Consider the following 24,023-nt stretch of genomic DNA (forward strand, 5'->3'; position numbering starts at 1 on the left):
TCCCTCCGCTTCGATCTACTGCCCGCGTCCAGCCTGAGAAGCGAACTTTACCGCTTCTTCGGCCGCACGGAAGAGCGCGCTCGCCTTGGCGATGCACTCTTGATGTTCGCTCTCGGGGACCGAGTCGGCCACGATGCCGGCTCCGGCCTGCGCATACATCTTGCCATCCTTGACGATCGAGGTGCGCAGCACGATGCAGGTATCCATCGCGCCATCGGCCGAGAAATAGCCGACGCAGCCCGCATAAATGCCGCGTTTCTCGCCCTCCAACTCGTCGATGATCTGCATCGCGCGAACTTTTGGCGCGCCGGAAACGGTGCCGGCCGGGAAGCCGGCGGCGAGCGCATCCAGCATGTCGTATTCGGACGAAAGCCGGCCGATCACATTCGAAACGATGTGCATCACCTGGCTGTAATATTCGAGGAAGAACTTGTCCGTGACCTGGACCGAGCCGATTTCGGCGACTCGGCCGACATCGTTGCGGCCGAGGTCGAGCAGCATCAGATGCTCGGCCAGTTCCTTCGGATCGGCGAGCAATTCCGCCGCCAGCGCCTTGTCGGCCTCCGGCGTCGCGCCGCGTCGGCGCGTGCCGGCGATCGGGCGGATCGTCACCTCGCCGTCGCGGACGCGCACCAGGATTTCCGGGCTCGAACCCGCGACCGCGAAGCCGCCGAAATCGAGGAAATACAGGAAGGGCGACGGGTTGGTCCGGCGCAGGGCGCGGTAGAGCGCGAAGGGCGGCAGGCTGAAGGGCGCTTCGAAACGCTGCGACAGCACGACCTGGAAGATGTCGCCGGCGGCAATGTATTCCTTCGCCTTGGCGACCATCTCCAGATAGCGCTCATGCGAGGTGTTGGAGACAACCGGCACGTCGAGGTCGATGTCAGAATAGGAGGCGCCGCGGTTCAGCGGGCCTTCCAGCGTATCGACCGCCGCCGTCAGCCGCTCGATGGCGCGGGCATGAGCTTGCGCTGCCGTGACGCCCTCCGTCGGGCGAATCGGCGTCACGAGCGTGATCACGTCCTTGATCGAATCGAAGATCACCATGACCGTCGGCCGCATCATGATGGCGTCGGGAACGTCGAGCGCGTCGGGGTTGGGCGCGCCCAGATCTTCCATCTGGCGCACCATGTCATAGCCGAGATAGCCGAAGATGCCGGCCGACATCGGCGGCAGGCCCTTCGGCAGGTCGATATGCGATTCTGCGATCAGGCGGCGCAGCGCGTCGAGCGAACGGCCTTCCAGCGGCGCATAACCCTCTGGGTCAACCGCAGGCGCGGTGTTGATCTCGGCACGGTCGCCGATGGCGCGGAAGAGCAGGTCGGGCTCGATGCCGATCATCGAATAGCGGCCGCGAACGGCGCCGCCCTCGACCGATTCGAGCAGGAAGCTGTTCTGCCTGCCTGCGGAAAGCTTGAGCATGGCGGAGACGGGCGTCTCCAAATCGGCAACCATTCGGGTCCAGACGACCTGCGCGCGGCCTTGTTCGTAGGCAGGCGAAATCGTCTCCAGCGACGGCTCGATCAACATGGTTTCAGTCCATCAGTTCGGGAAGGCTCATGGAGCCTTGAATGGGTACGCGACGCGGGAAGCGCGGCAATGGCGTGATCAATCCCGGCCGGAGCCGGAGGCGATCAACGCCATCGCCAGGTTTGCGTGCGCCGCCACCCTGCCGTCGACGCCTCATTTCCCGTGGACGGCCAGACGCCGGCCCCGGAAAGGGCCTGCGTTCCGTCGAAGGCAGATCCGGCGGCGTGCGCGAGGCACGTCCGCTCAGATCGCATTTCGGGCAAATGGCGTGGCGACATTGTTTCCAACCAACCCTCAGATGGCGCTGATGATCTGCTGCAGAACGTTCTGGTTGACCGTCACGCCAAGCTGGCGCTGCAACTCGGAAACATACTGCTGCAGGAGATCGTTCTGCATTGCGTCCGCAAGCTGCTGGGTCACAGCCGCATTATCGGTCGCGGGAGTGTAGGGCGTCTCGATGACATCCGCTACCTGCAGGACGATGTGTTCGCCGTCCTGCGCGCCGGGTGCAACCTCCGCCGAACCCTTGGGACCCGCGAAGGCCGCCTTGAGCGCTTCGGTCGAGAAGCTGTCGGCGGGCTTCGAACTGCGGGTCTGCTTGTCGAGGGTCTGCACGGGGAGGCCCAGCGACGTTGCGACGGCCTCCAGCGTCTGGCCCTTGCCGAGCTGGTCCTTGGCTTCCTTCGCCTTGGCAACGAGCTTGTCGGTCGTGGCCTGCTTCTTCCAGGCCTCGATGACCTTGTCCTTGACCTCGTCCAGGGCCCGGTCGTGCGCCTCGTTGATGTCGGTGATGCTGAACCAGACATAGCCGCCGTCATCGGTCGGGATGGCGGCATTGTCGATGCCGATATCGCTGGCGAAGGCGTCCTTGAGCAGTTGCGCCTGAGCCGGGATGTCGGCGAAGGGGTTGCCGGCAGCGTCGTTGCCGGTCTGGTCGACGACGATCTTCTTGACCGTCAGCTTGTTGTTGGTGGCGATCTCGTCGAGCGTTCCGCCGCCGGCGCGCGCATCTTCGATCGAATCGCGCAGGACGTTGATGTCGGCCTTGGCCGAGCTGAGGGACAGTTCCTTCTTGATCGCGTCCTTGACCGTCTCGAAGGCCGTGACCGTGGCCGGAACGACGTCGGTGACGTGGACGACGACGGGGCCGAAGCTGCCCATGACGACATCGCTCGAGCCGTTGGCCGGGAGAGCGAAGGCTGCCTCGGCGACCTTCGGGTCGATCAGCTTGTCCTTGGTGACGACGCCGAGATCGCTGTCGGAGAGCTTCTTGCCAATGCCTTCCAGCATCGATTCGAAGGATTCGCCGGCCTTGAGCTGGTCGGCTGCCGTCTGGGCGCTCGTCTCGTCGGTGAACACGGCCTGGAAGACATGGCGCGTCTCGGGCGTCGTGTAGCGCGCCTTGTCGGCGTCATAGGCCTTCTGGGCGTCGGCGTCGGAGATGTCGCCGGGACGGGCAACGTCTTCCGGACCCAGCGCGATCAACGAGATCGTCCGGGTTTCAGGAGCGCGCCAGTTGCCCTTGTTGTCATTGTAATAGGCGGTCAGCTCGTCGGCGTTCGGCGCCGCGATCTCGCCGACAGACGAAGCCGGCAGCACGAGGTAGTGGATGTCGCGCTGTTCGGTCTGGAAGGCGTGCAGCGCCTTGGCCAGGGCTTCCGGCGCGGTCGCGCCGCCCGAGATCGACTCGGCGATCTGCTGGCGCTTCTCCTGGGCGAGGCGATCCAGGACATAGGCGTCCTCGGTCATGCCGTTGTTGCGCAGGAGCGAAACGAAATAGTTGCGGTCGAACGTGCCGCCGGCGCCCTTGAAGGCGGGGTCCTGGGCGATCTCGCGGATCAACATTTCGCGCGAAACGCCAATGCCCAGATTCGTCGCCTGGTCATCAAGCGCGGCTTCGGTGACAAGGCGGCCGAGAACCTGGTTCGGGATGCCGAGCATCTTGGCCTGGTCCGGCGTGATCTGCTGGCCGACGCGCTGGCTCATCGCCTGCAATTCGCGGCGATAGGCGCGATCGTAATTGACCGACGAAATGTCCGTGGCGCCGACGCGGGCGACGGAATGATTGCCGACGCCGGTGAAGACATCCGCGATGCCCCAGGCGGCAAAACTCAGCACGAGCAGGCCGAGTAAGATCTGTGCCACCCAGCCGGCGGCGTATTTGCGCATCGTATTGAGCATCGACGTCCTCTAACGCGCGGGGGCTTTACCGGCCCCGCTTCGGGCGCGCGATCATAGGAAGGAGGCCCCTCCGGAGCAAGGTGAAGCGACATCTCTCTGCAAGTCGGCTTCGAATCGGCGCTTTGTGCGCGGATTCCCTCGTCTTTAGGCTATCGAGATTGGCGTAGCCGGCGTGCCATCGTGAACTCCAGCGGGAAAATACCGGGTCCTGCAACCGGATTGGCCGGCCGTTTCGCCTGTATTCGGCTCCGGCCCTTGACTTGTCGTGGCCGGGTCGGTGCATAGGATGCAACCAACTCGATCCACATCGTATCTCAGGAAGCGCCATGCCCATTTCCGGAAGCGCCTTGCCCAGCCCGAAGCCGATGATCGCCGGCAACTGGAAGATGAACGGTCTGAAGGCCTCAGCGGCCGAGCTCGGCCAGATCATGGCAGGGTACGGCGCGGATCTGCGGGGCAAGGTGGATCTCGCCATCTGCCCGCCGGCGACGCAACTGACCACCTTCGCCGTCGTCGCGCTCGGCAGCCGCGTGCTGATCGGCGCGCAGGATTGCCACGCCAAGGCGAGTGGCGCACATACCGGCGATATCTCTGCCGAGATGGTCGCCGATACCGGGGCGACGCATGTGATCGTCGGCCATTCCGAACGCCGCACCGACCATGCCGAGACGGACGCGACAGTCCACGCCAAGGCGGAAGCGGCATGGCGCGCCGGATTGGTGGCCATCCTCTGCATCGGCGAGACCGAGGCAGAGCGTCGCGGCGGAACGACCCTTTCCGTCGTCGATACCCAGTTGGCCGGCTCGGTTCCGGAAGGGGCGACAGCGGCGAATCTCGTCATCGCCTACGAGCCCGTCTGGGCTATTGGCACGGGGCTCACCCCCTCCAATGCCGATATCGCGGAAGTTCATGCCCATATTCGCCAGCGGCTGGTGAAGCGGTTCGGTGCGGAAGGCGAGGGGATGCGAATCCTCTATGGCGGCTCAGTCAAGCCGTCCAACGCCGGCGAAATACTCAAGATTGCAGACGTTGACGGCGCGCTCGTGGGTGGCGCCAGCCTGAAGGCCGTGGACTTCCTCGGCATCGCCGCAGCCTATGCATGATGCCGCGTTTGGCTTGTCTCCGGATTTCCGCTCTCCATATCAGGGGCGCGGCACTGGAAACCGCCAGACCGATCGTGTACAAGGCCGCCAGCTTTTTATGAATTCTGATCAGAGACATCGATGCAGACAGTTATCATCGTGATCCACCTTATGGTGGTCGTCGCGCTCGTCGCCGTTGTTTTGCTGCAGCGGTCCGAAGGTGGCGCGCTTGGTATTGGCGGCGGCGGCGGCGGCTTCATGTCGGCGCGCGGTTCGGCCAACGTACTGACGCGTACGACGGCCATCCTCGCGGCGATTTTCTTCGTTACGTCGATGGGCCTGACCTTGATGGCCCGCTACGGCGACCGGCCGTCCTCCATCCTGGACCAGATCCAGGGCCAGTCCTCGACGTCGGCGCCTGTCGGTACGGGCACCGGTATTCTGGACCAGTTGCCCGGCCAGGTTCCGGCGGCGGCTCCCGCTGGCGGCGCGGCTCCGGCCGCAGACGCTCCGGCTCCGGCAACCACTCCGGCTCCGGCTGGCGCTTCGGCTCCGGCAACCGCTCCGGCTCCGGCAACCACTTCGGCTCCGGAAGCTACGCCTGCCCCGGCAACACCGGCACCGGCTGCGCCTGCAGCTCCCGCTGTTCCGAGTTCGCAGTAAGCGCTTAAAAGCCTTTCTCCCTTCGCGTCGCCGCGCGTTTTCGTGCGGCGACGTTTTATTTGGGGCAGGCTGATTGTTGAATTGAGGCTCCGTCGTCATTCTGTGCGACGGCTTGTCTTTGTCGTATGAACCGATCGATCGAAAACTGAGGTAGAGGCCCATGGCGCGGTACGTATTCATAACCGGCGGTGTGGTTTCCTCGCTTGGCAAGGGCATCGCCTCTGCGGCGCTCGGAGCAATGCTCCAGTCGCGCGGCTACAAGGTCCGCCTGAGGAAACTCGATCCCTACCTGAACGTCGATCCGGGCACGATGAGCCCGTATCAGCACGGTGAAGTCTTCGTCACGGACGATGGCGCCGAGACCGATCTCGACCTCGGCCACTATGAGCGCTTCACCGGGCGCCCGGCCTCGAAGGCCGATTCGGTGACGACGGGCAAGATCTACCAGGAGATCATCGCCAAGGAGCGCCGTGGCGATTACCTCGGCGGCACGGTGCAGGTGATCCCGCACGTCACCGATGCGATCAAGGCGTTCGTGCTTTCTGGCAATGACGATGTCGATTTCGTTCTCTGCGAGATCGGCGGCACGGTCGGCGATATCGAGGCGATGCCGTTCCTGGAAGCGATTCGCCAGATCGGCAACGATCTGCCGCGCGGCAACGTCGTCTATATCCACCTGACGCTGATGCCCTACATCCCGACCGCCGGCGAGCTGAAGACCAAGCCGACGCAGCATTCGGTCAAGGAACTGCGCTCGATCGGCATCCAGCCGGACATCCTGCTTTGCCGCAGCGACCGCCCGATCCCCAAGGAAGAGCGCCGCAAGCTGTCGCTGTTCTGCAATGTGCGCGAATCGGCTGTCATCCAGGCGCTCGACGTCGCCCACATCTACGACGTGCCGACGAGCTATCACGCCGAAGGCCTCGACGACGAAGTGCTGGCAGCCTTCGGTATCACCGATGCGCAGCCGCCGGTCCTCGACAAGTGGAAGGCGCTGACCACCAAGCTCCGTCATCCGGAGGGCGAGGTCACGATCGCCGTCGTCGGCAAGTACACCGGCCTGAAGGACGCGTATAAGTCCCTGATCGAGGCGCTGCAGCACGGCGGCATCGCCAACACGGTCAAGGTCAACATCGACTGGATCGAGAGCGAGATCTTCGAGAAGGAAGATCCGTCGCCCTATCTGGAGCGCGTCAACGGCATCCTGGTGCCCGGCGGCTTCGGCGAGCGCGGCTCGGAAGGCAAGATCAAGGCCGCCGGTTTCGCGCGCCGTCGCAACGTGCCGTATTTCGGCATCTGCTTCGGCATGCAGATGGCCGTCATCGAGGCTGCCCGCAGCCTCGCCGGCATCGAGAAGGCCAGCTCGACCGAGTTCGGCCCGACCGAAGAGCCGGTCGTCGGCCTGATGACCGAATGGCTCAAGGGCAACATGCTTGAGAAGCGCCATTCGGCCGGCGATCTCGGCGGCACGATGCGTCTCGGCGCCTATGAAGGCCATCTCGAGCCGGGCTCGAAGATTGCCGACATTTATGGCGCGACGACGATCTTCGAGCGTCACCGCCATCGCTACGAGGTCAACATCGAGTACAAGGATCGGCTCGAGGCCTGCGGCATGCACTTTGCCGGCATGTCGCCGGATGGCGTCCTGCCCGAGACGGTCGAATTGCGGGATCATCCCTGGTTCATCGGCGTTCAGTACCATCCGGAGCTGAAGTCGCGGCCGCTCGATCCGCATCCGCTGTTTGCCTCGTTCATCGCGGCCGCCATCGACCAGTCGCGCCTCGTCTGAGGTTTTTCACGGGTCCTTGTGGCCCGTGATAAACCTCCCGAACGAATGTCGGTCGCGTCCCGCGCGATCGGCCATGGATCCGCCGCGATGTCGGGGTGTCCTCTCTCGCCATGGGCGAGTTTTCCCTCTCGTTTCGCCGCGGCGACATGGTTTTCACGCGAAGGTCGCATCGCCGCCGCTGACGTTGTAAGGATCGAGCCGCGGTTCGACGATTTCCAGGCCGCGACAGTTCTCAGGCACGGTGAGTAATGACGACTGAACCCAATGCGCATGTCTCCGCCGGCAAGGCGACCTTCGGCAATGATCTGCCGCTGACGCTGATCGCGGGGCCGTGCCAGCTGGAAAGCCGGCAGCATGCGTTCGACATGGCCGGTCGTCTCAAGGAAATCACGACCAGGCTCGGCATGGGCTTCGTCTACAAATCCTCCTTCGACAAGGCGAATCGCACCAGCATCGCTGGCAAGCGCGGCGCGGGCCTCGATGCGGCGCTGCCGATCTTCGCTGATATCAAGAAGGAATTCGGCGTCCCAGTGCTGACCGATATCCATGAGCGCGAACAGTGCGCGATCGTGGCGGAAGTCGTCGACATCCTGCAGATCCCGGCCTTCCTGTCGCGCCAGACAGATCTGTTGGTCGCTGCAGCCGAGACGGGCAGGGTGATCAACGTCAAGAAGGGCCAATTCCTCGCGCCCTGGGACATGAAGAACGTTCTCGCCAAGCTGGTCGACAGCGGCAACCCGAACATTCTCCTGACCGAGCGCGGCGCCAGCTTTGGCTACAACACGCTCGTGACCGACATGCGCGCGCTGCCGATCATGGCGGCGATGGGCGCTCCGGTGATCTTTGACGCAACCCATTCGGTGCAGCAGCCGGGCGGGCAGGGTACGTCTTCGGGCGGCCAGCGCGAATTTGTTTCCGTGTTGGCGCGTGCCGCCGTCGCGGTCGGTGTCGCCGGCGTCTTCATCGAGACGCATCAGGACCCCGACAACGCGCCTTCCGACGGTCCGAACATGATCCAGATCGACGAACTGCCGGCGCTGCTGGAGCGGCTGCTGGCATTTGACAAGCTTGCCAAGGCATAAAGAGCCAGTCGTTTTGTCGCGACTTGCGGGATGATGTAAAACGATCGCAGGATGTCACCCTGCGTCATGCTGGAAGAAGCTCTGCCCGATGGACCCGAACGAACTAGTCGTCATTCTCGATCGGGCGATTTCGAACCTTCCCGACCCGTCGGCGGATGGTCGCCGGCGTGTCTATGAACGGGTCGAACGCACCATCCGCGCCACCTGCACGCCGGAAGGCGGCGAGTTGGACATGGAGCGCTATCAGCAGCTCCGGCGCGATCTCGGCACCGCAATCGGCATTATCGAGCAGCAGCGACGGGCACCGGCTCCACCGAAACGTGCAGCGACACCGCCGCCTGCCGTTGCCAGCCCGGCGGTTACAGACCCCACGCCAACTGCTGCCACAGTCACAGCGCGGCGCACTGTCGCCAATCCGGCCGCCGTTGGCCCGACAGCCGCCATCTCTGCTACTGCCGCGCCGCCGCCGCCGTCTGAATACTCCGAACATGACGAGGGCGAACCGTCGTCTCCGCGTTGGCTGAAGCGTGTCGGCATCGCCGCCGGGGCCATAGCGGTCGGGCTCGGCGTCGTCATTGCGGTCCTTCCTGGCGGACCTTTGCGAGGCCTGCTGGCGGGGGGCGACACGAACGTCTCCAGCGAGCCGGCTCAACCCGGGATCCAGCCACCGGCCGATACTGCCGCTCCATCGCCAACGCCGGCACCCGCCGTCGTCGATGTGCCCGCACCGCCAGTCGAACCCGATGCTGGAAGCGATAGCACGACCGCCTTCGCGCCGGTCGCACCGACGCTGCCTGGTGTCCCACGCGTCACCGACGTCAAGGTTTCGATTCTTAACGGCGCCTCGGAATGGCGCACCCAGCGTCTGAATGGTTATGACGACCAGCCCTCCGGCCCGCCGGTCATGGCCATTGCCCAGGACCGCGATTCGCCGCTCGTCGTCTCGCTCTATTGCGACACGCCGGATCTGACGGTTTTCCGCGTCGCCTACGGTACCGATACGAGCACGCTTCGCCAGGAGATCTCCGAGCGCGGCAGCATGGACGGCATCGAGCGTCAGAAGATTCAGATCAAGACGGATCGCAATGAAGGCTTCGCAGGCGAGTTCCTAGCGCTGACGGCCCATAGCTGGGGAATCCGCATGGCGCCGGAGAATATCGAGACGCTGCGGGCCGGCAAACTGATCGAAATCTCCATCGGCGATTCGGTCGCCGGCACGGTGTCGCTGAGCGGCGCAACGCCGGCCATCGACGAAGCACTTAACGGCGGCTCCTGCACCTAGGCCAGATAAGCCGTCGAGCCTTATCGGCCTCAGCCGCGCCCGCGATAGGGGGCAACGCCCTGGTCGGGCAGCCAAAGGTTGGCCGGAACCGGGCCGCTCTGCCAGAACACGTCGATCGGAATGCCGCCGCGCGGATACCAGTAGCCGCCGATGCGCAGCCAATGCGGGTCGAGCAGGTCGATCAACCGCTTGGCGATGTCGATCGTGCAGCCCTCATGAAACGCGCCGTGATTGCGGAACGAGTGCATGTAGAGCTTCAGCGACTTCGATTCGACCAGCCAATTCTTCGGCACGTAGTCGATGACGATATGCGCGAAATCGGGCTGGCCCGTCTCCGGGCATAGCGACGTGAATTCCGGCACCGTGAAGCGGGCGACATAGAACGTGTCCGGATGCGGATTGGGGACGCGGTCGAGGATCGCCTTTTCCGGGCTTTCGGCGATGCCGACAGTCCGGCCAAGTTGCAGTTCGTGTTCCGTCATCATCGGACGCTCCCGGTAAGATGCCCTAGCGCGGCGCAAACAGCTCGCGCGTGTCGCGATTGAAGCGCCATGCGGAGAAGCCCTTCATTTCGGTTCCGCCCCACCAGCGCTTGATGCCATTGGTCGAAACATGGTCCTGGTCGCCGGAAAGGATATCCTCGCCGACCATGCTCAGCTTCAAGGGCGCGGTGACATATTCGGCGTGCACTTCCGAATCGGCATGCGAATAGGGCGTGTAAAGGCCCTCGATCAGCGGGAAATCGCAGAAGGCGAGCGAGTCGATCACGGCGTAGAAGGGCCAGGTGCCCATGAACGCGGCTTCCTCGGCCTGGCGAGCCTGATGGAACAGGGCGGCCGCCGACATATCCTCCATCCCCAGCGAATCGAGCAGCCGCATTTCCGTCCGGTTCAGGCCGGTCTTTGGCTGAGGCAATTCTTCGAGGAAGCGCGCCAGCGCGGCTTGCATGAAGGGGAAGCCCTTGATCGGCTTCGATGCGCGCTTGGCGATCAGCTCCGGTGTCGGCGAGGTCAGCTCGGCCCAGATCTTCGCCGCCGTGTCGAGATGGCCCTGCGTGACGCGCACGCCATCAATCGCGAAGCGCATCACCGTGTCCGGCCGTTCCATGGCGAAGAAGCTGTCGGCCTGGACGATGACGATGCCCTGCGACCGTTTCTCTCTGGCGAAGAAATCAAGGATCTGAAGCAGTTGCAGCTGGTCGTAGAGATCGTGCTCGAACCATAGCTCGATCCGATCGAACTCGGCATGGCGCCCCATCACCGCGTCGCGCTCAGCAAAAGTCGCCGCGACTGTCTCCGGATCGAACTTGAAGACTTCGGCCAGATGCACGGCGCGTACAGCCGAGACCGCCTCGAGCGTATCGAGCGGCGGGATCGGGCCTTCATGCAGCGCGTCGCGCCACGGCATGATGATCGCGCGGCTGCCGGCGGCGGTGAGAAGATCGGCGGTCTGGTCGCCGTCGGTGATGAGGAGCGTCGTCATGACGTCTTCATCATCCGATGCGAGACGGAAGGCAACAGAGAGGGCGCAAACTTCGCGTTCTGGCCGGCCACTGTGGCATGTGTGCCCTGATTATCGGGCCACAGCCGATCACAGTTTCTCGCCGGTCCCCTTCCGCCTTCATTCGCGGCAGGCTAGAAGCTGCCATAGCTGATCCGTACCGTTCGAGAACAAGGATTTCCGCATGACCGCCATCATCGATATCACCGCCCGCCAGATCCTCGACAGCCGTGGAAATCCGACGGTAGAGGTAGACGTTCTGCTGGAGGACGGCTCGCTCGGTCGCGCCGCGGTTCCGTCGGGCGCGTCCACGGGCGCACATGAGGCGGTCGAGCTTCGCGATGGCGACAAGTCCAAGTATCAGGGCAAGGGCGTCCTGAAGGCTGTGGAAGCCGTCAATGGCGAGATTTTCGACGCGATCGGCGGCATGGAAGCCGAAGACCAGGCGATGATCGATCACACGATGATCGATCTCGACGGCACCCCGAACAAGGCCCGCCTCGGCGCCAACGCCATCCTCGGCGTTTCGCTGGCGCTCGCCAAGGCTGCTGCCGAGGCTTCCGGCCAGCCGCTTTACCGCTATGTCGGCGGCGTCAATGCCAAGGTCCTGCCGGTGCCGATGATGAACATCATCAATGGCGGCGCCCATGCCGACAATCCGATCGACTTCCAGGAATTCATGATCCTGCCGGTCGGCGCGCCGACGTTCGCCGAGGCCGTGCGCTGGGGCTCGGAGGTGTTCCACACGCTGAAGAAGGCGCTGAAGGATGCCGGCCACAACACCAATGTCGGCGACGAGGGCGGCTTCGCCCCGAACCTGCCTTCGGCAACTGCTGCCCTCGACTTTGTCGCCAAGGCGATCGAGAAGGCCGGCTTCCGCCTGGGCGAGGACATCTATCTTGGCCTCGATTGCGCCGCGACCGAGTTCTTCAAGGACGGCAAGTACAACTATGAAGGCGAAGGCGTCATCCGCTCGATCGACGAGCAGGTCGCGTACCTTGCCGATCTCGCCTCGAAGTTCCCGATCATCTCGATCGAGGACGGCATGAGCGAAGACGACTGGGCCGGCTGGAAGGGCCTGACCGACAAGATCGGCAACAAGGTTCAGCTGGTGGGCGATGATCTCTTCGTCACCAACACGACGCGCCTGTCGCGCGGCATCAAGGAAGCCACGGCCAACTCGATCCTCGTCAAGGTCAACCAGATCGGCTCGCTGACCGAGACGTTGGACGCCGTCTCGATGGCGCACCGCGCCGGCTACACCGCCGTCATGTCGCATCGTTCGGGCGAGACCGAGGATTCGACCATTGCCGACCTCGCGGTTGCCACCAACTGCGGTCAGATCAAGACCGGTTCGCTGGCTCGTTCGGACCGGACCGCCAAGTACAACCAGCTGATCCGCATCGAAGAGCAGCTTGGCCCGCAGGCGGAATACGCAGGCCGCAGCATCCTGAAGGGCTGAGTTCAGCCTTCCAGTGGCGGATCTCGTTTCTAAATAAATAGCTCTCGGGCGCGGTACATGCGCCCGGGAGCTTTTTTTATCGTGGGCTATCCGGGGAGTCCCACCGGCTGCTGCTGCGTGATGCAGTGGATGTTGCCGCCGCCGAGCAGGATTTCGCGGGCCTCGATGCCGACGATACGGCGGTCGGGATGCAGCGCGGCGATGATCTCCATCGCGGCCGGATCCGTCTTCGGATCGAGCAGCGGCATCACCACGAGGCCATTGGCGATGTAATAGTTGGCGTAGGACGCGGCGAGCCTCGCGCCGCCCTGCCGGACGGCGCTGCCTTCGGAAACGTCGATGCCGGCGGCTTCCGCGTCGGTCATGTACAGCGGCCCCGGCATGGGCAGCTTGACGATCTCCAGCTTTCGCCCCCGCGCGTCGGTCGTGCTGGACAGCCGCTCATGGGCGTCGTGCGAGATCGCATATTGCGGGTCGTCGGGATCCTCGCACCAGGTCAGAGCCACGACGCCCGGCCGCGCGAAGCAGGCGAGATTGTCGATATGGCCGTTGGTCTCGTCGTGGAACAGGCCGGGCCCGAGCCAGATCGTCTTGCTGATGCCGAGGCGCGCGGCGAGTTGTTCCTCGATCTCGTCGCTGTCGAGGTAGGGATTGCGGTTGGGGTTCAGCAGGCATTCCTGCGTCGTCAGCAGCGTACCCTCGCCATCGACATGAATGGCGCCGCCTTCGAGAATGAAGGGCGCGCGATAGCGTGGGGCGCCTTCGATCTCCAGGATCTTGGCCGCGACACGGTCGTCCTGGTCCCAGGGGGAATAAAGCCCGCCATTGAAGCCGCCCCAGGCATTGAAGCGCCAGTCATTGCCGCGCAGGCGTCCGTCGTCGCTAACGACGAAGCTCGGCCCCGTATCGCGGCACCATGCGTCGTTGGTGGTCGCCTCGACGAGACGGATATGCGCAGGCAGGCGCTGGCGGGCGTTTTCCCACTGCGCGGATGACACCAGCATGGTCAGCGGCTCCGCCTCGGCGATCGCCGTGGCGACGGCGACAAAAGCCTGCTGCGCCGGCTTGGCGCCGAGCCGCCAATTGTCGGGCCGCTCCGGCCATATCATCCAGGTGCCGGCATGCGGCTTCCATTCGGCCGGCATGCGGAAGCCGTCGTCGCGGGGGAGGCTCTGGAGCGTTGCGGACATGATGCTCGTTCGTTGTCTTCGGAAGGATGATGCGATCGAAGCGGGAATGCCCTTCGAACGCAAGCGTGCTAGACGTGGCTATCGACGACTTCCAACGGATTACGCCATGCAGCTGCGCGCGCTCCTGTTCGACAAGGACGGGACCTTCCTCGATTTCGCCAAGACCTGGGACGCCGCCACGGGCTCGGTCATCGCCACGCTGGCGGAGGGCGACGCCGCCGTCGCCGCGCGTCTGGCCGCGATCGTCCACTATGATCTGGAGGCGCGGGTTCTGCTGCCGACCTCGCCCTTCATTGCCAGCTCGGTCGGGGAGCTGATCCCGCTTTGGGCCGAAGCGCTCGGCCGTCCGGGCGAAGCCGCTTTCGACCAGCTTCTGCGCGACCTGTTCCATGATGCGACGCTTCATGCCGCGACGCCGATCGGCGAGCCCTCGGCCGTGTTCGAGACGCTGCAGCAGGCGGGCTATCGCCTCGGCGTCGTCACCAATGATTCCGAGCGCGGTGCGCGGTCGCAATGCGAGCGGCTCGGCCTTGTCTCCTGGTTCGATGCGATCTTCGGCTATGATTCCGGCCATGGCCGCAAACCCGAGGCTGGCCAGATCGTGGCCTTCCTCGACCAGTTCGGTTTCCAGCCGGGCGAGACGGCGATGATCGGCGATACACTGCACGATCTGCATGCCGCCCGCGCCGCCGGCGTGATCGCCATCGGCGTCGAGAGCGGTTTCATGTCGGCCGAACAGCTGGCGCCGGACGCTGATTATATCATCAGCGATATCAGTAAATTGTCGGAACTTCTTCAGACGATGAACTAGCCCGCGCGGGTCTCCGGGCGCGCCGGATCGAGATGGTGTCGGATCTCGGCGATGTGCTCCGGGCCGATGCCGCAGCAGCCGCCGACGATCGAGGCGCCGGCGTCGATCCAGCGTGTCGCCCATACCAGATAGCGCGCCGGCGTGACGTCGGCGCGGATGTCCGAAATGCCGGCATAGGGCTCGTCGCTTTCCGCTTCGGCGGCAAAGGCATTGGCATAAACGCCGAGGCTCACGTCGCTGCGGCCGTTTGCATCGAGTGTTTCGCGCGCCTCGCGGATGGCAGCCTCCATGACTTCCGGCTGGCTGCAGTTGAACAGGATCGAGACGGCGCCGGCCTCGACCGCCTTGGTGACGCCGGTGGCAACCGTCTCGCCGGAGCGAAGTTCCGGCGGGCCTGTGCGGCCGGCCTCGTCCTTCAGCGTGTAGGAGACCCAGATCGGCTTCGGATGGTCGGCAATCGCCGCGATCGCGGCCAATGCCTCGACCGTCGAACTCTGCGTTTCGATCAGCCAGAGATCGACATGCGGCGCCAGGCCCTCGACCAGCACGCCGAGGATTTCGGGCGCGCCGGCGGCGTCGAACAGTTCCGGCCGGTAGGATTCGAAAACGGGCGGCAGCGATCCGGCGACGCGGACCGGGCGTCCCGCCTGATCGGCGGCGGCGCGGGCGACACGGCCGGCGCGATCGGCCAGCAGCAATCCTTCCGCCTCGAAGCGCTCGGCGCCGATCTGGTGCGGCTTGATGGCATAGGTGTTGGTGGTGACGATTTCGGCGCCGCTCTCGATGAACTGCTCATGTGCCTTTTGCACCAGATGCGGCGCCTCGATCAGCGCCAGCGCCGACCATTCCGGCAGTCGGAACGGTGCGCCGATGCGTTCAAGCTGCCGGCCCATGCCGCCGTCGAGAATGGTCACCTTGTCATGCGTCGTCATGGTTCTTGTCCTTGCAGGTATCGGACACGTCGTGGCCAGGCCGGCGACGGTCAGGATCGTTTGGTGTTGCTGGTAGCACCCGGAAAGCCGCGCCCAAAGCGTCGTTCGAGCTTGGCCTGGCAGAATTCGAGAAGGATCGACATCGCCCAGTAGATCGCGGCGGCTGTCGTCAGCATTTCCATGTATTTGTAGGTAGAGCGGCCGTAGGACTGAGCCAGGAAGTTCAGTTCCCAGACGCCCATCAACGATACCAGCGCCGAATCCTTCAGCATCGACACGACCTGCGTGCCGGCGGGCGGGATGATGACGCGAAGCGCCTGCGGCGCGATCACCTTCCAGGCGATGCGCCAGCGCGGGAGGCCGAGCGACATCGCGGCTTCCCATTGGCCGGCGGGAACCGAGCGGACGCCGCTGCGGACGATCTCGGCGTTGTAGGCGCCATAGTTCAGCGAGAGCGCCAGGATGCCGGAGGTGAGCGGGCCGAGAATGATGCCGATCTGCGGCAGCGCCAGATAGATCAGCAGCACCTGGATCAGCAGCGGCGTGCCGCGAAACAGCGAGCCGTAGAAGGTCGCGATGGCGAAGCAGAACGGGTTGGAAGACATCCGCCCCAATGCCGTCACCACGCCCAGGAACGCCGCGAAGCCGACAGAGCTTGCCGTGACGAACAGCGTCATCGCGGCGCCCTGGATCATGCCGTTCGGCGTCAGCCGGATGCCGAGCATGAACGGCAGGCGCTGGGCGATGGCGCCGCCATCAAGCCCGAACTGTACAAAGCCGACGACCAGTACAGCAAACAGGCCGGCCCACACGAGGCCGACCTTGATGCCGAACCGGCGTTGCGCCGAGAAGCCCGCGAGCCATGGCGTCGCGCCGGCCAGGAAGCGTGGCCGGCGGACGCCGCTGTCTCGTGGCAGTTCCTGCCTCAGCTCAAACGTCATTGCGCGTGATGTCGGTGCCGAGCCATTTCTCCGAGATTGCCTTCAGCGTGCCATCCGCGCGCAGGCCCTCGATGATCTCGACCACCTTGGCGTTCCACTCGGCGTCGCCCTTGTCGACGGCGATCCAGTTCGGCTCGCCGAACAGAGGTTCACCGACGACCTTGAGCGGTGAACCAGCGTCGATATGGCCCTTGGCGGTGGCGATGTTGGCGACAATCGCGTCGAGCCGGACGCCGGCGCCCAGCGCCAGGTTCTGGAAGTTGATGGTCTCGTCGGTGGGGACCTTGACCGGGTGCTCGAACGGGAAGGCGATGGCCTTCTCACCCGGAATGACGATGGTCTTGTCCAGATAGGCCTCATAGCTCGAACCAGAGCCGACGCCGACGCGCTTTCCGGAGATGTCCTTGATCGACTGGATCGCGGTCTCGTCCTTGTTGACGACGAGGACGGCCGGCGAACTGTAATACTGGACGATGAAATCGAGCACGGTGGCGCGGTCCGTCGTCGGCGTGATCGAGCAGATGCAGATGTCCCAACGCCCGGCCCAGCGGCCGGCGGTGATCACTTCCCAGCCGGGGACGGAATTGACGACCTTGACGCCCAGCTTGTCGGCGACGGCCTGCGCGACGTCGATGTCGAAACCGGCGAGATTGTTGTCCTTGTCGAGGAAGGTGAAGGGTGGATAGTCGTCGACCACGACGTTGTTCAACACCTTGGTGGAAAGCACCCGGTCCAGCGTCTCGCCGGCATGGGCGAAATTGGGCGCAAGCAGAAGGGTCGCCGCAAGAGCGAGCGCAGGACGAAAATTCATTCTATTTGAACTCCAGTGTGACCGTGAAGGTCATGGATCAATATGGATTTGAGCCTGGAGCAAATCTCAAACGCATAGGGAACGTCTGCCCGAAGGTGGACGATTTTTGCTTTCAATCCGAAATATAGGACGAATTCATCCTTCGTTTCAGAGCGCTTGAAACATGCCGGGGCATCAATATTCTTGTTCAAATATTGAACATTGATGTCGGCAAGTTAAGCAACACCATGCCATTTCGATGCGGCGCGGTGGAATGCCGTCCTGCGAAACCGTGCCGTCGAATGATATGAAGGCGATCAGCGCCCGGCGGCGAGGGGATGGCGTCCGTCCAGCGTCGTCAGCGCGCCATAGAGGTCCGGCCGCCGATCGCGAAACACGCCCCAGGAGCGGCGTTGATGGGCGATGGCATCGAGATCGAACGTCGCGGTCAGCACGCTCTCGCTGCCGCGGTCGGCCTCGACGAGCTTGGCGCCGGTTGGGTCGGCGATGAAGGAGGAGCCGTAAAAGGTGATCTCGGTGCCGTTCAGGCCGCGCTCGGTGCCGATGCGGTTGGAGGCGACAAGCGGCATCAGATTGGCGCCGGCGTGGCCCTGCATGACACGCTGCCAGTGTGGGGCGGAATCGAGCGAGGAATCCTGCGGCTCGGAGCCGATCGCCGTCGGATAGAACAGGATCTCGGCACCGCCCAGCGCCATGGCGCGGGCCGATTCCGGGAACCACTGGTCCCAGCAGATGCCGACGCCGATCTTGCCGAAGCGGGTCGGCCAGACGCGAAAGCCGGTATCGCCGGGCGAGAAATAGAACTTCTCGGTATAGCCGGGGCCATCCGGGATGTGGCTCTTGCGATAATTGCCGAGCACGCTGCCATCGGCGTCGACGATGGCGATGCTGTTATAGGCGGTCTGGCCGGCGCGCTCGAAATAGCTGACCGGCAACACGACGGAGAGTTCCGCCGCCAGCGCCGCGAAATGCGCGATCAGCGGATTGCCCTCGAAGGGCTGGGCCAGGTTGAAATGGTCGTGAAACTGGTCCTGGCAGAAATAGGGCGTCTCGAACAGTTCCTGGATCAGGATAATGTTGGCGCCCTCGGCCGCCGCCTGCCGCACCAGGCGTTCCGCCCGCGCGATGTTGCCGGGGCGATCCCAGTCGCACTCCATCTGCGTGGCGGCGACGGTGACTTGGCGCATGGTTCTACTCCCGCTCGGCGAGGCGATTGAGGATGCCCCGATAGGGCGCGAACAGCTTCTCATCGTCAAGCGGGGCATCATCGTTCCAGCTTGCGACGACACAATGAACGCCGCCATCCCTGTTGACGACGCGGGTCGAAAGGTTGAGCACGCCGATCTCCGAACCGCCCTTGTAGGCGACGGATTTCCAGGCCTTGGCGCTGGCGAGGCCGGGATTGATGCCGACGCTGGGAAGCGCGGCTGTCTGGTCGAGCAGGCGGCAGAGTTCGCGCGCCGTGAAGAACCATTCGACCTCATGGGTGGCGCTGGAACTGATCGCCCCAACCGGGGGCAGGGGCTCCTTCGCGATTCCGTCCAGAATGGCGCGGCGCACGGCGGCGTCGCCCGCCACCCATTCGGCCCGCATCGGAGCCTTGTCGGCCGTCTTCAGCGTGAAGAGTTCGCGCGTGGTCGGGAAGGGCGCGTTGGCGGGCGATATGGCCTCGACCACCTCGCGGCCGGCAATGCGGATCAGCGCGTCGGTCGCGGTGTTGTCGCTGATCGAAATCATCAGATTGGCGAGGGTTGCGAGCGTCAGGGGCGTGCCGTCCGGCCAATCCTGCAACTGGCCAGAGGGCAGGGACTTCCACGCCGGATCGAGCGGCACCACCTGATCCCAGCGTAGCCTTCCCTGCTCGACCGCGCCCTGGACCGCGACAAGGACGGCGAGCTTGGCGGCGGATCCGACGGCCAGCGGCTGCTCTGCCGCATGGGCGAAGATGTCCTGGCCGTTGCTGATGACGAGCAGCGCCGTCTTGCCGGGCAGGGCCTGGATCTCCTGCGCGAGGTCCGCGATCGCGCCTTGGGTTTCGGCCGCGCCGAACCAGAGGCCGATGATGCGGTCATCCTTGTCCAGCGTGATCGAGGTCGGCAGGTTTGCCCTGGCGAAGCGCAGCGTGAAGCCTTCGCCGGCCGTGTGTATCCCCTGCAACGGGCCATGCTTGGCGATCAGGCTGGCAACCAGCGCCTCGACCTCTGCGAACGAGACCTGGGCGAGGAAGCGCGCGTCGAAACGGGCGGCCGTCAGTCCTTTGGGCGTCATCAGGGCTTCGAGCGTTGCTTGCGGCGTCATGGTCTCGGCCTTGGCAGGTAGGGAGGTGAGAAGAGCGGCGGTGAGGGCGATGGCTGTCGTCAGATCTTTGAACAGTCGCATGCTCGATCCCGTTTTGTGCCCTCATCGGCAAGGGCGATACGCTCCATGGCGAACCGGACGCCGCCGCGCTATCGTCGGACGGCAAATGGAACGGTTCCAAGCCGCAGCCATTGGCCAATCGACGTGAAGGAGTAGCACCATGGACAAGTCGACCGTCAAGACCTTGAAGCTGATCGATCCGACGCTCGTAAAGGACCAGTGCTATGTCGATGGGGCCTGGGTCGGCCAGCCGTCGATCGATGTCACCAACCCGGCGACGGGCGCCGTCATTGGCCGCGTGCCGCGCTTTGGTGTCGATGAGACGACCGCAGCCGTCGATGCCGCCGCCGCCGCTTTCAAGCTCTGGGCGGCCAAGACCGCCAAGGAACGTTCAAAGCTGGTCCGGCAGTGGTTTGAGCGCATCCGCGCCCATCAGGATGACCTCGCCATGATCCTGACCTCGGAGCAGGGCAAGCCGCTGGCGGAAGCCAAGGGCGAGATCGACTACGCGAATTCCTATGTCGAGTTTTACGCGGAAGAGGCCAAGCGCATCGCCGGCGAGACGCTGCCGAGCCATCGCGCCGATGCGCGCATTCTCGTGCTGCGCCAGCCGACCGGTGTTGTCGCGGCCATCACGCCGTGGAATTTCCCGGCCGCCATGATCACCCGCAAGGTTGCGCCCGCACTGGCTGCCGGTTGCACGGTCGTATTGAAACCGGCCGGCGAGACGCCCCTCACGGCGCTGGCGCTGGCCGAACTGGCCGATCGCGCCGGCATTCCCAAGGGCGTGTTCAACGTCGTCACCGGCAGCGCGTCGGAAATCGGCGGCGTGCTGACGTCGCATCCGGCGATCCGGCTGGTGAATTTCACCGGCTCGACCGAAGTCGGCAAGCTGCTGATGCGGCAGGCTTCGACCACGGTGAAGAAGATGGCGCTGGAGCTTGGTGGCAACGCGCCGTTCATCGTCTTCGACGACGCCGATCTCGATGCTGCGGTCGAGGGCGCCATGATTTCGAAGTTCCGCAACATGGGCCAGACCTGCGTCTGCGCCAACCGTATCTATGCGCAGGCCGGCATCCACGACGCTTTCGTCAAGAAGCTGATCGCGGCGGTCGAGAAGCTCAAGGTTGGCAATGGCACGGACGACGGCGTCACGCAGGGCCCGCTGATCAACGACAAGGCGATCGAGAAGGTCGAGGAGCATCTGAAGGACGCCACGAGCAAAGGCGCGAAGGTGGCTCTTGGCGGCCATCGGCATTCTCTGGGGGGCTCGTTCTACGAGCCGACCGTGCTGACCGGCGCGACGCGGACCATGCAGCTTGCCCGCGAGGAGACGTTCGGCCCGATCGCGGCGGTGTTCAAGTTCGAGACCGAGGAAGAGGTCATCAAGGCCGCTAACGACACCGAATTCGGCCTCGCGGCCTATTTCTATTCGCGCGATATCGGCCGCATCTTCCGCGTCGGCGAGGGGCTCGAATACGGCATGGTCGGCATCAATTCCGGCGTGCTTTCGACGGAATTGGCACCGTTTGGCGGCGTCAAGGAATCCGGCAACGGACGCGAGGGTTCGCATCACGGCATCGATGAATTCGTCGAGAAGAAGTACCTTCTTGTCGCCGGCCTCGACCGGTAGGCTGATTTCACTAGGCACCACAACGCGATAGGCGGGCAACATGTCGAAGGCAGTGCGCTGGCAGAGCTGGGACGGCGAGGGGCTGGAGCATATGGTCTTCAGCGACCGTCCGACGGGGATCGCCGCCGAGGGGGCGATCCTGTCCGGCGGCGAGGCGCGCTTCGCCGCCCATTACGAACTCTCCTGCCACCCGGACGGCCACGTTGCCGAGGCACGGGTCGCCATTGTCGGCGGTCCGTCGATAACGCTGCAATCGGATGGCGACGGGCTTTGGCGAAACAGCGACGGCAAGCGGGTGCCGGCATTGGTCGGCGCCAGCGACGTCGATTTTTCCGCCAGTCCCGTCACCAATATGCTGGCGATCCGGCGGTTGGGGCTGGCCGAGGGGGAGGTGGGCGAGATCACGGCGGTCTATGTCCGTTTTCCGGATCTGGAAGTCGAACTGGATCGACAGCGCTACACCTGCCTGCAGGCCGGCCGCCGCTATCTCTACGAGGCGATCGACGGCACATTCCGCGCCGAGATCGAGACGGAAGAGAGCGGCCTGCCCACGCTTTATCACGGGCTGTTCCGACGCATTCCCTGAGCGTCAGGCCATTTGCATGCTGCATTGCCCGGCCGCAGGAAAATGCGGCGCGGGCGATGCGGCGATGTTGGATCAGGCGTCGGCGACCTTGCCGTTCGTGCCGAGTGGATCGTAGCTGCCGAACGACCACTCATAGCCCTCGCTGTCGCGGCAGGAATACTCCCGCGAGCCGTATTCCATATCTTCCGGCGGGCGGGTGATCTTCGCGCCCGCGGCGACCGCCATGTCGTAGTGCGCATCGACGAAACGGACCGAAACATAGACGCCTCCGGTTCCGCCGCTCGCCGTCCGTCCGCTGGCGACCAGTTCCGGCGTGAAGCCGCCCAGCATGACCATCGACTGCCCCAGTCGCAGTTCCGCATGGACGATTTCGCCGTCCGGTCCTTCATGCTGCGCGTGAATTTCAAAGCCGAACCCTTTGATCAGAAACTCTATCGCGGCTCTTGGATCTCTGTAGCGCAGCACCGGGAAGATATGGGACGTTCGGACCATTCGCGTTTCCTCCAATCGGTTCGCTATTCGTTTCAGGCACCGGCCTCGGCGTCTGCTTCCGTCGCCTGGGCAAGAGCCTGCTCGAACACATCTTCCGGCTGACAGCCGGACAGGGCAAGACGTCGGTTGAAGACGAAGAACGGCACGCCGCTGATGCCGCCCTGGGCAGCGGCGGCAGCTTCCTGGCGCGTGATCTCCAGCTCTGCTGCATCGGTTGCCAGCCGCCGCGCTTCCTCGGCCGTGAAGCCATGCCGTGCGCCGATTTCGGCGAGGACGTCCGGGTCGGCAATGTTGCGGGCATCCATGAAATGCGCCTCGAACAGGGCGGTCGCCAGCGCGTCCTGAGTGCCCTTGTCCAGCGCGTGGCGGATCAGCGTATGCGCCGCAGCCGTCGGGCGCATGCGTGGCTGCTTCGACAGGTCGAGCGCGATGCCGCTCTTGCGGGCTTCGGCCTCGACACGGGCGAACATCGGCCCCGGGTCACCGCCGAACCGCTTGCGCATCTTCTCGGCCACGTCGATCCCTTCCGGCGGCACGGTCGGATCGAGGAAGAACGGATGATGGATGATCTGCGCTTCGGTTCCGGCTTCGGCGAGCACCTTGTGCAGCCGTTTGACACCGATGAAGCACCAGGGGCAGACGATGTCGGTGACGACGTCGATCTGGATCTTCGACATAAAAATCTCCCGTCGCGCGGAAAGGTCGCGTCAACCAATCGGAAATGAACGTCAGCTATACCAAGCCTGCGTGACTGAGGACACAGTCGCGCTTCCGGATCGGTGCTATCCCTTCCGGCGAACAGATTCCAGTCTCAGGACAAAACCATGCGTATCGCTTTCGCAGCCTTTTTCGGTTTGATCTTCGGCGGCATCGTCGGCGTCGGAACGGGAGTGGGCATCGGCATGCTGTTGCAGCGGATAGTGGATGTGGGCTGCAATGCAGGCGGATGCGCAAATTTCGTGATGTTCTGGGCTGGTCTGGGTCTGGTGGTCTGCGCCCTGCTCGGCGCTGTTCTCGCTGGCGTCCTGACCCGCGAAGATGTTCGCGCCAGCATGCCCCGTCCCCAGTAGGCTTCGACGTTTCTACCCGACTTCGGCGAAGGCTGCGTGATAGCGGACTTCGCCTGCTGGCGTTTCCTGTCCTGGCGGCAGGACGAGCGCCATGAAATATTCGGGCGGTATGCCTGACAGGGTCCATCGCGGATCGGCTCGAAAACCGAACCGCTGATAGAATTCCGGTTCGCCGACCAGGACACAGCCGGCTGCGCCCAGCGCCTTGATGCGCTCCAGTCCCGTTTCGATCAGGGCTCGGCCGATGCCGCGCCCCTGCATCTCCGGAAGCACCGCCACTGGCCCCAGCCCGAACCAGCCTTCGTCCGCGCCGTCAATCGTGACGGGGGAGAAGGCGACGTGACCGACGATCTTCCCATCCTCCACGGCGACGAGCGAAACGTGCAGTGCACCATCGGCGCGCAAGGCCTCGACGAGGGCCCCCTCGCGCTGCTGGCTGTGCGGGTGACCCTGGAATGCCGCGGCGATCACCTCGCTTATGGCCTTTCCGTCCCTGGCGGTTTCGTCCCGAATGTTCATTCTTCGATGATCGTCTTGTTCTTCTCGGGAAACAACTACTTTTAAATTCAAATTTTGAACAAATATTCTGCAAGAATAGGAATTAATATTTATTTTCAACATTGTTGTG

At 64.1% G+C, this 24,023-nt stretch carries 23 protein-coding genes; 10 read left to right on the plus strand and 13 right to left on the minus strand.

What is annotated here, in order from left to right; all coding sequences use genetic code 11:
- Positions 1-15 precede the first annotated feature (15 nt).
- Positions 16-1,530 (minus strand): anthranilate synthase component I, encoded by a 1,515-nt coding sequence (trpE, locus tag OSH12_RS04080; protein ID WP_266342207.1) that lies wholly within the window; start codon positions 1,528-1,530, stop codon positions 16-18.
- A gap of 294 nt (positions 1,531-1,824) precedes the next feature.
- Positions 1,825-3,711, minus strand: a complete 1,887-nt coding sequence (locus tag OSH12_RS04085) for a peptidylprolyl isomerase (RefSeq protein WP_266342208.1) — start codon at positions 3,709-3,711, stop codon at positions 1,825-1,827.
- Between the two features lie 326 nt (positions 3,712-4,037).
- Here OSH12_RS04085 and tpiA point away from each other — a divergent pair, with 326 nt between their 5' ends.
- From tpiA to OSH12_RS04110, 5 genes are all read left to right on the plus strand, one after another.
- The gene (tpiA, locus tag OSH12_RS04090) at positions 4,038-4,814 is read left to right on the plus strand and encodes a triose-phosphate isomerase (RefSeq protein ID WP_266342209.1); all 777 of its coding nucleotides are present in this window, start codon (positions 4,038-4,040) and stop codon (positions 4,812-4,814) included.
- Between the two features lie 120 nt (positions 4,815-4,934).
- Positions 4,935-5,456 (plus strand): preprotein translocase subunit SecG, encoded by a 522-nt coding sequence (secG, locus tag OSH12_RS04095; RefSeq protein ID WP_266342210.1) that lies wholly within the window; start codon positions 4,935-4,937, stop codon positions 5,454-5,456.
- A 160-nt stretch (positions 5,457-5,616) separates the two neighbouring features.
- On the plus strand, positions 5,617-7,245 hold the full coding sequence (locus OSH12_RS04100; RefSeq protein ID WP_266342211.1) for a CTP synthase: 1,629 nt from the start codon (positions 5,617-5,619) through the stop codon (positions 7,243-7,245).
- A 248-nt stretch (positions 7,246-7,493) separates the two neighbouring features.
- Positions 7,494-8,327 carry a 3-deoxy-8-phosphooctulonate synthase gene (gene kdsA, locus OSH12_RS04105; RefSeq protein WP_266342212.1) on the plus strand — a complete coding sequence of 278 codons (834 nt, stop codon included), beginning with the start codon at positions 7,494-7,496 and terminating at the stop codon, positions 8,325-8,327.
- 88 nt (positions 8,328-8,415) lie between these two features.
- Positions 8,416-9,609 (plus strand): hypothetical protein, encoded by a 1,194-nt coding sequence (locus OSH12_RS04110; protein WP_266342213.1) that lies wholly within the window; start codon positions 8,416-8,418, stop codon positions 9,607-9,609.
- Between the two features lie 29 nt (positions 9,610-9,638).
- Here OSH12_RS04110 and queF read toward each other — a convergent pair whose 3' ends face one another.
- Both queF and OSH12_RS04120 read right to left on the minus strand, forming a co-directional pair.
- A complete protein-coding gene (queF, locus tag OSH12_RS04115; protein WP_266342450.1) occupies positions 9,639-10,091 on the minus strand; it encodes a preQ(1) synthase in 453 nt (150 codons plus the stop codon).
- A gap of 25 nt (positions 10,092-10,116) precedes the next feature.
- Positions 10,117-11,091 carry a hypothetical protein gene (locus tag OSH12_RS04120; protein ID WP_266342214.1) on the minus strand — a complete coding sequence of 325 codons (975 nt, stop codon included), beginning with the start codon at positions 11,089-11,091 and terminating at the stop codon, positions 10,117-10,119.
- A 202-nt stretch (positions 11,092-11,293) separates the two neighbouring features.
- Between OSH12_RS04120 and eno the strand changes: the two genes are divergently transcribed.
- Positions 11,294-12,571 carry a phosphopyruvate hydratase gene (gene eno / locus OSH12_RS04125; RefSeq protein WP_266342215.1) on the plus strand — a complete coding sequence of 426 codons (1,278 nt, stop codon included), beginning with the start codon at positions 11,294-11,296 and terminating at the stop codon, positions 12,569-12,571.
- A gap of 86 nt (positions 12,572-12,657) precedes the next feature.
- On the opposite strand, the gene aguA is transcribed toward eno, so the two are convergent.
- Positions 12,658-13,761 (minus strand): agmatine deiminase, encoded by a 1,104-nt coding sequence (gene aguA, locus OSH12_RS04130; protein ID WP_266342216.1) that lies wholly within the window; start codon positions 13,759-13,761, stop codon positions 12,658-12,660.
- A gap of 106 nt (positions 13,762-13,867) precedes the next feature.
- On the opposite strand from aguA, the gene OSH12_RS04135 reads away from it, so the two are divergent.
- On the plus strand, positions 13,868-14,572 hold the full coding sequence (locus OSH12_RS04135) for an HAD family hydrolase (protein ID WP_266342217.1): 705 nt from the start codon (positions 13,868-13,870) through the stop codon (positions 14,570-14,572).
- Here the strand turns inward: OSH12_RS04135 and OSH12_RS04140 are convergent.
- From OSH12_RS04140 to OSH12_RS04160, 5 genes are all read right to left on the minus strand, one after another.
- Positions 14,569-15,504, minus strand: coding sequence for a homocysteine S-methyltransferase family protein (locus OSH12_RS04140; protein WP_266342218.1), 936 nt, complete (start codon positions 15,502-15,504; stop codon positions 14,569-14,571). The two genes, OSH12_RS04135 and OSH12_RS04140, sit on opposite strands and share 4 nt — an antisense overlap.
- Before the next feature lie 50 nt (positions 15,505-15,554).
- Positions 15,555-16,445, minus strand: a complete 891-nt coding sequence (locus OSH12_RS04145) for an amino acid ABC transporter permease (RefSeq protein ID WP_266342219.1) — start codon at positions 16,443-16,445, stop codon at positions 15,555-15,557.
- Positions 16,435-17,256 (minus strand): transporter substrate-binding domain-containing protein, encoded by an 822-nt coding sequence (locus OSH12_RS04150; RefSeq protein ID WP_266342220.1) that lies wholly within the window; start codon positions 17,254-17,256, stop codon positions 16,435-16,437. The genes OSH12_RS04145 and OSH12_RS04150 overlap by 11 nt, the downstream gene beginning before the upstream one ends.
- A 296-nt stretch (positions 17,257-17,552) precedes the next feature.
- A complete protein-coding gene (gene aguB / locus OSH12_RS04155) occupies positions 17,553-18,443 on the minus strand; it encodes an N-carbamoylputrescine amidase (RefSeq protein WP_266342221.1) in 891 nt (296 codons plus the stop codon).
- A gap of 4 nt (positions 18,444-18,447) precedes the next feature.
- Positions 18,448-19,635 carry a serine hydrolase gene (locus tag OSH12_RS04160; RefSeq protein ID WP_266342222.1) on the minus strand — a complete coding sequence of 396 codons (1,188 nt, stop codon included), beginning with the start codon at positions 19,633-19,635 and terminating at the stop codon, positions 18,448-18,450.
- 139 nt (positions 19,636-19,774) lie between these two features.
- Between OSH12_RS04160 and OSH12_RS04165 the strand changes: the two genes are divergently transcribed.
- Positions 19,775-21,247, plus strand: coding sequence for an NAD-dependent succinate-semialdehyde dehydrogenase (locus tag OSH12_RS04165; protein WP_266342223.1), 1,473 nt, complete (start codon positions 19,775-19,777; stop codon positions 21,245-21,247).
- A 40-nt stretch (positions 21,248-21,287) separates the two neighbouring features.
- A complete protein-coding gene (locus OSH12_RS04170) occupies positions 21,288-21,833 on the plus strand; it encodes a putative glycolipid-binding domain-containing protein (protein WP_266342224.1) in 546 nt (181 codons plus the stop codon).
- 72 nt (positions 21,834-21,905) lie between these two features.
- Here OSH12_RS04170 and OSH12_RS04175 read toward each other — a convergent pair whose 3' ends face one another.
- Both OSH12_RS04175 and OSH12_RS04180 read right to left on the minus strand, forming a co-directional pair.
- A complete protein-coding gene (locus OSH12_RS04175; protein WP_266342225.1) occupies positions 21,906-22,325 on the minus strand; it encodes a VOC family protein in 420 nt (139 codons plus the stop codon).
- Between the two features lie 32 nt (positions 22,326-22,357).
- Positions 22,358-23,002 (minus strand): DsbA family oxidoreductase, encoded by a 645-nt coding sequence (locus OSH12_RS04180; protein ID WP_266342226.1) that lies wholly within the window; start codon positions 23,000-23,002, stop codon positions 22,358-22,360.
- Between the two features lie 147 nt (positions 23,003-23,149).
- Here OSH12_RS04180 and OSH12_RS04185 point away from each other — a divergent pair, with 147 nt between their 5' ends.
- Entirely contained in the window at positions 23,150-23,395 is a 246-nt protein-coding gene (locus tag OSH12_RS04185; protein WP_266342227.1) for a hypothetical protein, read from the plus strand.
- Between the two features lie 12 nt (positions 23,396-23,407).
- On the opposite strand, the gene OSH12_RS04190 is transcribed toward OSH12_RS04185, so the two are convergent.
- On the minus strand, positions 23,408-24,016 hold the full coding sequence (locus tag OSH12_RS04190; RefSeq protein ID WP_380223689.1) for a GNAT family N-acetyltransferase: 609 nt from the start codon (positions 24,014-24,016) through the stop codon (positions 23,408-23,410).
- Between the last annotated feature and the right edge of the window lie 7 nt (positions 24,017-24,023).

Source organism: Kaistia terrae (assembly GCF_026344005.1).
Lineage (GTDB): Bacteria > Pseudomonadota > Alphaproteobacteria > Rhizobiales > Kaistiaceae > Kaistia > Kaistia terrae.